This is a genomic window from Pedobacter cryoconitis (genome assembly GCF_003259615.1).
In the GTDB taxonomy this organism is placed as follows: Bacteria; Bacteroidota; Bacteroidia; order Sphingobacteriales; family Sphingobacteriaceae; genus Pedobacter; species Pedobacter cryoconitis.
The window spans coordinates 113,434-126,299 of record NZ_QLLR01000006.1 but is presented as its reverse complement, the minus strand read 5'-3'; the positions used below and the strand labels follow the sequence as shown (position 1 = coordinate 126,299).

At 40.2% G+C, this 12,866-nt stretch carries 8 protein-coding genes; all 8 read left to right on the top strand.

Annotated elements, in window-relative coordinates:
- Positions 1–176: 176 nt before the first annotated feature.
- The 8 genes from LY11_RS09250 (at position 177) to LY11_RS09215 (ending at position 12,843) form a co-directional block, all read left to right on the top strand.
- Positions 177–1,283: a hypothetical protein gene (locus LY11_RS09250; protein ID WP_111633432.1), complete on the top strand. Its 1,107-nt coding sequence runs from the start codon at positions 177–179 to the stop codon at positions 1,281–1,283.
- 67 nt (positions 1,284–1,350) lie between these two features.
- On the top strand, positions 1,351–1,641 hold the full coding sequence (locus tag LY11_RS09245) for a hypothetical protein (RefSeq protein WP_111633431.1): 291 nt from the start codon (positions 1,351–1,353) through the stop codon (positions 1,639–1,641).
- A 38-nt stretch (positions 1,642–1,679) separates the two neighbouring features.
- Complete coding sequence (locus LY11_RS09240; RefSeq protein WP_111633430.1) at positions 1,680–2,171, top strand: DUF421 domain-containing protein; 492 nt, start codon at positions 1,680–1,682, stop codon at positions 2,169–2,171.
- A 153-nt stretch (positions 2,172–2,324) separates the two neighbouring features.
- The gene (locus LY11_RS09235; RefSeq protein ID WP_111633429.1) at positions 2,325–3,503 is read left to right on the top strand and encodes an ROK family protein; all 1,179 of its coding nucleotides are present in this window, start codon (positions 2,325–2,327) and stop codon (positions 3,501–3,503) included.
- Positions 3,504–3,579: 76 nt separating this feature from the next.
- The gene (locus tag LY11_RS09230) at positions 3,580–6,852 is read left to right on the top strand and encodes a SusC/RagA family TonB-linked outer membrane protein (RefSeq protein WP_111633428.1); all 3,273 of its coding nucleotides are present in this window, start codon (positions 3,580–3,582) and stop codon (positions 6,850–6,852) included.
- A 46-nt stretch (positions 6,853–6,898) separates the two neighbouring features.
- Positions 6,899–8,506 (top strand): SusD/RagB family nutrient-binding outer membrane lipoprotein, encoded by a 1,608-nt coding sequence (locus LY11_RS09225; RefSeq protein WP_245952684.1) that lies wholly within the window; start codon positions 6,899–6,901, stop codon positions 8,504–8,506.
- Between the two features lie 99 nt (positions 8,507–8,605).
- Positions 8,606–10,039, top strand: a complete 1,434-nt coding sequence (locus tag LY11_RS09220; RefSeq protein ID WP_111633501.1) for an alpha-L-fucosidase — start codon at positions 8,606–8,608, stop codon at positions 10,037–10,039.
- A gap of 74 nt (positions 10,040–10,113) precedes the next feature.
- Positions 10,114–12,843, top strand: a complete 2,730-nt coding sequence (locus tag LY11_RS09215; protein WP_111633427.1) for a glycoside hydrolase family 3 protein — start codon at positions 10,114–10,116, stop codon at positions 12,841–12,843.
- Positions 12,844–12,866: the final 23 nt, after the last annotated feature.

The following is a 12,866-nucleotide window of genomic DNA, read 5'->3' as shown; positions in this document are numbered from 1 at the left end:
CCTATCTATCAATAGGTTATTCCAGTTCGGGAACGTTCCCGAACTGGAATAAAAATACAATTATTTATTTAATATGAACAACGTTGTTGATTTAAGTTTAATAAATAGCTGGGTAAGAAAGCTATTCAACTATCTTAGCGGTCATTGATAATTCGTTACTGTAAGAATATTCTATAATGAAAGAAATAGCTGATCTTAAAAGAAAAATTGAGCACTTTACAAAAGCGGACTTTGAGCAGTTAAAAAGCGAAACCGAAAATCAGGTTGCAGTTTGGTTTTGGGCAACAAGCGATTTATATAACCCTGAACCTTTTCACTATGAAAGTAATAACTGGTCAAAAGGGCGTAAACTCAAAGCAGCGCCTGCAAAAAAAGCAAATCACCATCATTATGGCTTAAATGAGGCGGGGGAAATCATTGTTGTAAGACAATATACCAGCTTTGAGCAATATTTTTATGAGACGTTTTTTATCAGGACCCAGAATACCATAACCTGTTATAGATTTTCTTACGATGATCAGGAAATAGAAAGTATTTCGGAATTCTATGAAGAGCAAGGCCAGCTTATCAAACATATCACTGTTGCTGATAGTCAATGTATATGTGATCATGCAGACTATCATTATGACAGCCATCAAAAGCTGATCGAAAAGAAATGTCACCTGGAATTTGATAATTTTGAAACCAATAGAGATCACCAATACAAATATGATCAGTTTGGCCTGCTGGAAACCATTACCGAAAACCAGGAGCGGGTCATTTACCAGAAACCCGATAAATCAATAAGCTTCACACAGCTTACTGCTATGGCTGAAGAAAGATTATTCGCCGTACTTCAGCGAAACATCCACGAGAACCCTATACAAGAAGAATTATTCTGTTTGTATATTCACTATGGGAATACTGATTTTTTTCCGCCAGCTATTGCTTATGGCACTAAAGCCGAAAAGGAACAATTGCAAACGGAAGGAAAAAATGCTAAATGGATCATCTGGAACCCCGCAGACTATAAATATAATATTGAAGTCAGTATGGATCAGGAAACGGAGAACTTTTTTGACTTCTATAATCAGGAAACAGAAATGAAGCAAAAATATGCGGCGGCTAAAAAAGCAATCTTAAACGTGACACTTAAACTCAAAGCAGGCCTTAATAAATTTAAGCTGAATAAAACAAGCGATTTTGTAATCGTAGCCGCCGATGATGAGCAAGCTGATTTAAAAAAGAACTTTAAATTCCTGAACCCTGAGCTATTTGAACAATTTAAAAAAGATCTTCCGTAGAATTCAAAAACATTTTAAATAAGCTGATGTTTAAACCTTTCACCCACAAAAGGGTAGCAATCAGCATATGGAACCATTTAATATTAAAATCGAACACAGTAATAAGGAAATCACCTTAACCATTCTGCCCGACGACAAAGGGTATTTCAAAGTAATTTATTATGGAGGGATATTGGGAGCCATTTATTTTGACGGGCACAATTGGGAACAAGTTCCGCCAGCAGATGTCGTGGCCGGAGATCTGCCCATGTATGAACCAGATCCAACCGGGGATGATGATGAAGATATAACGCTTACTGAATATCTTGTGGAGCGTGCAGGCCGTGAAATTGATTTATACCACGATGAACATATCTGACAGATATAATCAACCTGTCTGATAAACATAATCAATATATGATGGACATCATGCTCAGGATATTCGGTGAGGGTAAAGACCTTAACGCATTAAATATGGGATGCCGCGCACTTGTATTGTATGCGATAACCCTGATTTTTATCAGAATTTCCGGTACCCGTACTTTTAGTAAAAAGACTGCTTTTGATAATATCATTGTCATCACAATCGGTGCGTTACTAAGCAGGGTTGTAGTCGGAGCATCTGCTTTCCTGCCTACCGTTACCGCTGGTTTTGTACTGGTGATGACACACCGTGTGCTAGCCTGGGCAAGCTTGCATCATAAATGGGTTGACCTGCTGATCAAAGGATCTGAAAGAATATTGTATAAACACGGAAAAATAGAGCAGAAAAATCTGGATAAAAGTTTAATGTCTAAAGGTGATCTGATGGAAAGCGTCCGGATAAATGGTAACCTGAACGATCTGAACGCGATTAATGAAGCACGTTTAGAAAGAACAGGTGAAATTAGTATTATCAAAAAAGAATAAATTATTCGATGAGAAAATAGCCTGTCTATAATATGGTTAATAATTAAATTCTAAACATTGCTAAGACTTATTAAAAAAAATAAAAAGTATTAGTGATGTTTAGAATTTAATTATTAAGTTTGGTAAAGACAACTAAACCAGACTATTGCAGCTATGAATAATAGAGAGTTATTACGCGTTGATATTATCAAGCAACTTTATTATAAAAAACCTCTTTCTCTAACAGAGCTCAGTAAACTGACTGTTAAAAGCTTACCACTGGTTACTAAGGTCGTGAACGACCTTGTTTTAGAGGGGTATGTTCAAGAACAAGGCCTGGGACCCTCAACGGGGGGAAGAAGGGCCTCTTTATTTCTATTAAATATAGAAAAACAACGCTATGTTATTTCTGTAGCCACAGATCAGTTCACCGTCCGTATGATCATTTACGATCTGGCGAATAAGATCATCCTTCCTATTAAAAAATTAGAACTTGACATCCTGGATGATGAAGAAGCAGTAGATAAGCTGGTTTCATTTATTGCTGAAAACATAAACGCATCTGGTATTGATAAGAAGAACTTCCTGGGTATTGGAATCGGTATGCCTGGTTTTATCAGTGCAGAAGAAGGCGTAAACTATACACACCTTAAAACCAAAGACGGCTCACACCTTGGCAAATATTTAACAGCCAAACTCAAACTCCCTGTATTTATTGACAATGATTCACGTCTGATTGCGAATGCGGAATTATTCTTTGGTGCAGCAGTGGGGATGAAAGATGTGATGGTCGTTAACATTGGCTGGGGAACTGGTCTTGGGATGATTATAAACGGCAATTTATACCGTGGAAACAGCGGTTATGCAGGTGAATTCAGCCATATTCCTTTATCCAATACCAATAGCTTATGTTCTTGCGGCAAACGGGGCTGTCTTGAAGTTGAAACCTCTTTACTAGTAATGACCCAGAAAGCTAAACTGGCGATGGAAGCTGGCGAAGCAACCAGTATGACTGAACTTTTTAAAGATGAAAACAGAAATACAGGTGAATTATTCTTAGAAGCCGCACGTAACCACGACCCATTAGCTGTTTCCATCCTTTCTGAAGCAGCCTTTCATATTGGAAAGGGCGTTGCAACGCTGATTCACATTATGAATCCCGAATGTATTGTCCTGAGCGGACGCGGTGCAGCAGCCGGTAAAATATTACTACCTCCTATACAACAAGCTATCAATGAATTCTGTATTCCAAGGATAGCAGCTCAGACTTCAATAGTGCTCTCAGAACTAGCTGCAGATGCTGAATTATTAGCAGGAGCGAGCCTGGTCATTGAGCATTGTGAATTTGATTAACCCTCCATATTTAATCCGCAATAACAATTATCCCCCAATAAAACTAAATCGAATTATTATCCTAAACCCACCAAACATGAGAAAAATTTACTTAAAGTATTTAAGTGTTTTCTTGTTAACGTTGTTAACAGTGAACGCTTTTGCACAAAAAACCCTTACAGGGACAGTCAGGGATGCCTCGGGCCCTGTACCTGGCGTTAGTATTACTGTAAAAGGAACTACTAAAGTCACCCAAACCAATGGCTCAGGAAAATTCTCTATTACTGCCGGAGCCAATGATGTCCTAACTTTCTCTGCAGTAGGTTATGCCCGACAAGAGCTTACTGTTGGAAGCCAGGAAGCTTTAAATGTCACTTTGAAAGAAAGCGAAAATAACCTGAACGAGGTTGTGGTAACCACCGCTTTAGGGATTAAAAGACAAGAAAAGTCATTGGGTTATGCGGTGAGTACAGTAACTGCTAAACAATTAACAGAGGCCGGAAATACAAACTTTGCCTCCGCTTTATACGGTAAAGCAGCAGGAGTAAAAATTACAACTGCACCCGGTGGAGCAAGTAGTGCAGTGAATGTACAGATCCGCGGAATTAACTCTATCAGTTATAACCAGCAACCTTTATACGTTGTAGATGGAGTAATGATTAGAAACGATGGTCAGAACGGAGCTGCCGGAGCTAACAATAACAGTTACGGCAGTGATCAGCGGATTCGTGGAAATGGTATCCTGGATATTAACCCGGCAGATATTGAAAGTCTGACTATTTTGAAAGGCGCAAGTGCATCTGCATTATACGGTTCTGACGCAGGAAGCGGTGTTGTGGTAATTACTACTAAAAAAGGAACAAAAGGAAGAGGATTGGGTGTTGATTTCAATTACCAGGGATCTGTTGATGAAGTTGCCTTTTTGCCTAATTTTCAAAATGTATATGGCCCTGGCTATAGCAGGTCAATCAATTTAGCGAATACAGGCAGAGAAGATGGCTGGATTACAGAAGCAGATTCTCCAAGTGGGGTCAGGCCATATTTCAGAGCCTATGCAAATTTTGGCCCTAAAATGGAAGGTCAGCAAGTGAAATGGTGGGATGGCTCAATCCGTTCCTATTCTCCACAACCTGATAACTATAAAGATGTTTATCAGACAGGATATACCTCTAATGCGAACGTGGCTATCTCTAACCAAAGTGATGCCATCAACTACCGTTTCTCTGCCTCACGCCTTGATTATAAAGGAACGCAGCCAGGAAACACAGGTTCGAAAAATTCATTTAACCTGAACTCTACCGTAAAATTAAGCTCGAAATTATCGGCAGACATCATCGTGAGTTATGTAAATACACTCACTAAAAACAGGCCATACCAGCTTGGTGAGGTTCTGGGTTCATTTGGCGGATACTTTAGCAGAGCTGAAGATATGGACCTGATGAAACAGAAATTCCAGACCAGTAACGGGTATAAATATACGCCGCTTGATCAGGCAGCAACCACACGTCCGGAACCATTTATTTACAGTATCAGGGCAACTAACCTGCTTGACTTTTACTGGAAACAATTAAAAAATGAATATACAGAGAATGAAAACAGGCTGTTATCAAGCTTTACCTTAAACTATGATGTCGCTAAAAACCTGAAATTCAGAGGACGTATAGGTAACGATTATACAGGATCAAGAACAGAAAACAGAGAATATAGCGAGTATCCTGTTGGATTAAATGGCAATACCAGTACTGGCGGCTATGCAACCACACAAGGACAATATGCCATCTTGTATGGAGACGCATTGTTAACTTACACCAATAAAATAGGTCAGGACCTCAATCTATCCGTAAGTGGAGGTTATCAAGGTAGAAAAGAAACTTACAAAGATCAGAAATCCAATACAAGAGACGGATTAGTTTCAGAAAACTGGTTCTCCCTAAACAATTCATTCGGTGTTGCCGAAACTTCTGATATTAGAAAAGAACAATTGAAATATGCCTATTTAGGGATACTGAATTTATCTTATAAAGATTTCTTGTTTTTAGAAGGTACTGCCCGTAAAGAATATGCTTCTACACTGCCTCCGCAAAACAATTCTTATGCTTACTACTCATTGAATGGTGGTTTTGTATTTAGTGATGTTTTCAAATTGCCGAAATTCTGGAACTATGGTAAGTTAAGAGCTTCTTATGGTGTTGTTGGTAATCCGGCACCAATTTATGAAGCGAATATTGTTTACACACAAACCTCTCTTCAAACTATCAATGGCTCAGTTCCATCTTTGGTTACCGCCAGGGCATATGGAAATAACAACTTGTTGCCAGAAATGAAACATGAAGGCGAATTTGGTTTGGAAACACGCTTTTTAGGCGGACGTTTAGGACTGGATGTAAGTTATTATAACAACCGCGTTAAAAATCAGATTGTTCCCCTGCAAGTGACAACCACTACAGGTGCAGCCAGTCAGATTGTCAATGTCGGTGAAATCGGGAGCAGAGGATATGAAGTTGCTTTAAATGCAACGCCTGTAAAAGCTGGTAAATTCCGCTGGGATACCCGTTTGAACTTCTCTTCCAACAAATCAAGGATCATTTCTTTCATGGAAGGAATGACGGAACTGAATTTTTATAACTCAGACCAGGCAACTGCGAAGATTGTAGCGAAAGCAGGAGAAGAATTAGGTAATATCTATGTACGTCCAAGAGCCACTGATAGCAAAGGTAATTATGTGATTAGTGATGACGGTTATTATGTGATGGACAATACAACCTATGTTAAAGCAGGCAACATTATGCCGAAAGTAGTAGGTGGTTTTTCAAATACCATCAGCTACGGTAACTTATCCTTGGATTTTACGATTGACGGCCGTTTTGGTGGAAAAATGTTAGCACCAAACCTGAAATTCATGCGTGCCGCAGGGATGCTTGAAAATTCAATGGAATTCAGAGACGCAGCACACGGAGGTTTAACTTATACAAGCGGCGGTAAAACTTATGACGACGGTGTATTATTAAAAGGTACAAACGAAAAAACAGGTTTACCGAATACAAAAGTTGTTTCTGCAGCAGACTATTACTTCAATACCTACAACTGGGGAGAAGGATCACTAACAGACGGAGAAGTTTTGGATAACAGCTTTATTAAAATGAGAGAAGTGGTGCTGAGTTATAAATTACCAGCCTCATTTACCAGCAAGCTTAAGATCAATAACTTAAGAGTATCACTGATTGGCCGTAACCTGTTTTATATCTGGCGTACCCTGAAAGATCTGGATCCTGAAGCACCATTAGGTAACAAATGGTGGTCACAAGGAGTAGATGTGGGATCAACAGCTGCATCAAGAAACTATGGTTTTTCTATAAGCGCGAATTTCTAATCACATGAATCAAGGCGGAAGAATTTCATTCCCATTAAAATATACTATGATGAAAAAATTAATTATCAATATAAGCTTTGTGTTAGTTGCAATGACCAGTATCGTGGGTTGCAAAAAAGACATCGCAGCTAAATATAATGATCCCGAAAAGGCACAAAATGCAAGTCTTGCAGGTCTTTTTACAGCCATGCTGAATAACGACAGGGTAGCTGCCAAATACTGGAATGTACGTACATTTTTATCGCAGATGCCGGGTGTATATGCACAAACTGCTTATTTCTCAAACGGGAATACCACCTATCAGCAAAGCGATAGTTATTCACAGAATTACTGGGATGACTTTTACGCTACTGGCGGCAATGGCAGCGGGAGTATGGCACAATACCGCAACATGGAAGTTAAATACAATACCCTTCCTGAAGCTGAAAAAATAACTCAAAACACGATTATGCAGGCTGCAAAAGTTGTTTTAATAGAACAAGCAGCGAAGATGGTAGACTTATGGGGAGATATTCCTTACAGTGAAACCGGAAGTCTGGAAACATCAAGCACGATCAAACCCGCTAAATTTGATGATCAAAAAGAATTGTATACTTCTTTTATCAAAGATCTGGCAACTGCAGGCGCTTATTTTAAAGCGAATACGACGAACAAAGATTTTGGCAAAGCAGATATTCTGCTGAAAGGTGACATGAATAAATGGGCACGTTATGCTAACTCGCTGCGCTTAAGACTGCTGATGCGTATCTCGAAAGTAGATGAAGCCACGGCCAGAACTGCAGTTTTGGAAATGTTAAATAATAGTGCCGCTTTTCCGCTGGCAGATGGTGATAATAACGGGTCTTATAATCCTGGTATTTCTGATATTTTATTGCAGCCATTAACCAATAGTACAAGCGACTTGCGTGCTGCTTTTACTGAAGGTAGCTGGTATGCAACAGATTATATGCTGAATACGGTGATGGTTACTGCCAATGATCCGCGTATTCCTGTAATTTATGATAAATATGGAAGAACGGTGAAAATTGATAATAAAGATGTATTTATACCTAACAAAACTTATAAAGCAATGCCTGTAACCTTCACCTCTACAGACCAGGAATCGAAATTTCCTGACTATGCGGTGCTGGATTCAGCAACCTTTCTGTTCAACCAGAAATTGCCGGGAATCGTAATAACTGCTTCTGAAGTGAACCTTTTAAAAGCAGAAGCTTATGAAAGATGGGGAAGCACAGGAAATGCTAAAACTGCTTATGAAACTGCATTGAGGCAATCAGTAACGTTTTATTACTTTTTGAATAACTTGAACCAGGGGGGATATGTGAACCTTCCGGCACCTGCACCAACTGTTGTAGATAGCTGGATCAATTCATCAACTGCCTCTTATACCGGATCTGCAACTGAGAAACTGGCTAATATTTACATCCAGAAATGGGCACATTTTGGTGTCCTTCAAGCTACAGAAGCATGGTCAGAGTATAGAAGAACGGGTTATCCAGTGTTAACTTTTCCTGCTGATGGTAAGCTTTCAGGTTTTGAAACACCGCCAACAAGATTAGTATATCCTGCATTGGAAAAAACATTAAATAGCGCAAACTACCAGGCTGTTCAAGCTAAGGATACGCGTAAAACCAAGATTTTCTGGCAGCAGTAAGCTTAAAATAATAGAGTTAATATCTTGTCCCGGTTAGTCTTTTTAACCGGGACATTTTTATATTCAGCAGAGAAAACCAGTTCAAATATGATGATACTAATGAAGAAAGAAATTATAATTGCAGTCTTGCTGATTTGTGCTTTTGGCAAATTGACAGCACAAGAAAATGGAGTTCATCAACAATCAACTGTTTATGAAGCGCCATCCGATCAGCTGGTTAAAAAGAAACTTGACAAGTGGCAGGATCAGAAATTTGGTATGATCATCCATTGGGGATTGTATGCCGTACCTGGTATCATTGAATCGTGGTCAATCTGTTCCGAAGACTGGATAGAACGCGATAGTACAAAAACTTATGACGATTATAAGCGCTGGTACTGGGGGTTGAGTAAAGCTTTTAATCCGGTACATTTCAACCCGGATCAATGGGCAAAGGCTGGTAAAAGCGCAGGCATGAAATACCTTGTTTTTACGACCAAACACCATGATGGTTTTGCGATGTTCGACACAAAGGAATCTGATTTTAGTATCGCTAAAGGCCCTTTTGCAAATAATCCGAAAGCAGATGTTGCAAAATATGTTTTTGATTCCTTTAGAAAAGAAGGCTTTATGATTGGTGCTTATTTTTCCAAACCTGACTGGCATTCTGAATATTACTGGTGGTCCAAATATGCCACCCCGAACCGGAATAACAATTATGATATTCAGAAAAACCCATGGAGATGGAATAAGTTTAAAAGCTTTGCCTTTAATCAGCTGGAAGAACTCATGACCCATTATGGCGGTATTGATATTTTATGGCTTGATGGTGGTTGGGTGAGGCCTCTGGAAACTGTGAACGAAGAGGTGCGTTCCTGGGGCGCGGATATTCCAAAATGGAGCCAGGATATTGATATGCCTAAAATAGCCGGGATGGCCAGAAAAGCACAACCTGGTATTTTAATGGTAGACCGGACTGTTCATGGGCCCTATGAAAACTATCAGACACCTGAACAAAAGATTCCTGATACCCAATTGGATCATCCCTGGGAAAGCTGCATGACTTTAGGCGGGGCTTGGGGATTTGTGCCAAATGATCAATATAAGCCTGCCAGTGAGGTCATTCACAAACTCGTGGAGATTGTGGCTAAAGGCGGAAGCCTATTGCTGGGAGTCGGGCCCACGCCAGATGGTTTATTACCCGCTGATGTAGTGACCAGGTTAAATGATATTGGGCAATGGACTGCTAAAAATGGGAAGGCTATCTACAATACCAGGATTACTAAAAATTATCACAGTGGTCAAACCTGGTTTACGCAGGGCAAAGATGGTAAACTGAGGTACGCAATCTATTGCACGAACGTTGACGAGCACCCTGCAAAAACAATAACCTGGACTGGGAATTCCCCTAAAAAAGGTACTATCTTGAAGCTTCTTGCTACAGGTGAACCGTTGAAATGGACAGTATTAAATGATAAAACCACGGTTGAATTACCAAGGGGTATTATAGCTTCGGAAGCAGCATTGTCTTTTGAATTTGTTCCTGAAAATTAATTGTTTACAGGTTTTATAAGAAGTAAGTATTGAGTTTAATCTTGTTGGTTTATCCGACAGAAAACGATAAATAAATGAAATATAAAGTTATTTTACTGCCGTTCCTGCTCTCTTTATTAAGTTACGTTGCTGTTGCGAGCGACACAATACAAGTAGTTAAAAATAAAAGCCGGGTAAAAACATCTTCAACCTTGCCCTTGTATAAAAATCCAGGTGTAAGTATTGAAAAAAGGGTGAAGGATTTGCTTTCCAGGATGACACCGGAAGAGAAATTCTGGCAGCTTTTTATGATTCCCGGAGATCTGGACGGCGTAGATAAGAACCGGTATAAAAATGGGATCTTTGGCTTACAAGTCAGTGCAGTTTCACAGGGAGGTGGCGGTGCAGGACAAATGTTAAGCTATAATACCAAGGAAAACGCTTATACACTGGCCAAAAAGATTAATGCCATACAGCGATATTTCGTCAAAGAAAGCCGTTTGGGTATCCCTATCATTGCATTTGATGAGGCACTTCATGGATTAGTCAGACAAGGGGCTACAGCCTTTCCCCAGTCCATTGGTCTTGCAGCCAGTTTTGATACTGCGATGATGAACCAGGTAGCCAGCACCATTGCTCAGGAAACCAGGATCAGGGGGATCAGGGATATTTTAACGCCTGTAGTGAATATCGCTTCGGATGTGCGCTGGGGACGTACCGAGGAAACTTACGGAGAAGATCCTTTTTTGTCTTCTCAAATGGGACTGGCTTTTGTCAGTGCGTTTGAAAAACAGAATATTATTACCACTCCTAAACATTTTGTAGCCAATGTTGGCGATGGTGGCCGTGACAGTTATCCGATCCACGCCGGGGAACGCTTACTGGAAGAAATCTATTTTCCTCCATTTAAAACGACCATCCAACAGGGTAAAAGCCGTTCCTTAATGACAGCCTATAACAGTCTGAATGGAACCCCTGCTACTTCAAACGCCTATCTGCTCACTCAAAAGTTGAAAAATGAGTGGGGTTTTAAAGGGTTTGTGATTTCTGATGCCGGAGCAGTTGGTGGCGCAAACGTGCTGCATTATACTGCTTCAGGTTATCATGATGCCACCAGTCAAGCTATTATTGCAGGGCTGGATGTGATTTTTCAGACTGACTATGCCCACTATAAATTGTTTATTCCACCTTTTCTTGATGGTTCAATTCCAAAGGAGCGGATAGACGATGCGGTTTCCAGGGTTTTAAGGGCGAAATTTGAATTAGGACTTTTTGAAAACCCATACGTTTCCGAAAAGGACGCTGAAAATGCTTTGAATGACCAAAGTCATAAAGCTATTGCGAAACAAGCTGCTTTGAAATCATTTGTTTTGCTGAAGAATGAAAAATCTGTGTTGCCTCTGCAAAATATTAAGAATATACTGGTTGTTGGAGAGGACGCTGTAGAAGCCCGGTTAGGAGGCTATAGCGGAACTGGTAATGGTAAGGTGAGTATCTTAGAGGGTATGAAAAAAAAGGCCGGTGAGCAGGCTAAGGTAATCTATAGTAAAGGAAGCACCCGTGATCCTGTTTTATATCTGCCCGTAGCTCCGCAATTCCTGAAAACAGATACAGCCTCCGGGCTTTCCGCTGAATACTTTGATAACCTGACTTTGAGCGGTAAACCAGTTTTTGCCCGGATAGATCGTGGAATTGACTTTATGTGGACGCTATCCTCGCCCGATAAACGTTTAGCGAAAGATCAATACGCGATTCGCTGGAACGGAGAAATTAAAGCCCCAAAATCAGGGACCTATCAAATTGGACTGGAAGGGAATGACGGCTTCCGTTTTTACCTGGATGGAAAACTATTAATCGATCAATGGGAGAAAAGATCCTATCATGCCCGGCTAGTTCCATTCTCTTTTGAGCAGGACAAATCTTATCAAATCCGCGTAGAATTTAAAGAACCTAAAGGCAACGCACATATCAAACTAATCTGGAATTACGGAGTGACAGATAGCCGTGCTAAAGATTTAGCTGATGCCGTTCAACTCGCTGAGCAAGCAGATGTTATTGTAGTAACTGCGGGAATTAAAGAAGGAGAATTCCAGGATCGCGCCTTGCTGAGCTTGCCAGGGAACCAAGAACAACTTATTCAGGCCATGGAGAAATCCGGGAAACCTGTAATCGTTTTATTAGTTGGGGGCAGTGCAATCACTATGGACAATTGGTACAATGAGGCTGCGGCAGTTTTAGCGGTCTGGTATCCTGGTGAAGAAGGTGGAAATGCTGTCGCAGAAACATTATTCGGAGACTATAATCCCGCCGGACGTTTACCGGTTACTTATCCTGTTCATGAATCGCAATTGCCACTGGTGTATAATCATAAACCAACCGGAAGAGGCGATGACTACAATAACCTGAGTGGTGAACCTCTTTTTCCATTTGGCTTTGGTCTGAGTTATACAACATTCGAATACAAGGAGCTGAAATTAAGTAAAAGGGAGATTCTCAGTAAAAAGCAGGTCGCTGATACAGAATCTATTACCGCAAGCTTCACGTTAAAAAACACAGGGACTTATGATGGAGAGGAAGTTGTGCAGCTGTATATCCGCGATCTGCTGAGTACAGTGGCCACACCAGTTTTAGCATTGAAAGGCTTTGAGCGTGTGAAGTTAAAAGCAGGGGAGTCTAAACAGCTTTCATTTGAAATTACTCCCCAGATGTTACAAATGCTGAACGCTGAAATGGAGACTGTTATTGAGCCCGGAGACTTTAGAATAATGATCGGATCATCCAGTAAAGAGCTTGTATTAAAAGATACTTTAAAGGTCATTAAATAATAGGATAAACCGTGTAACATATC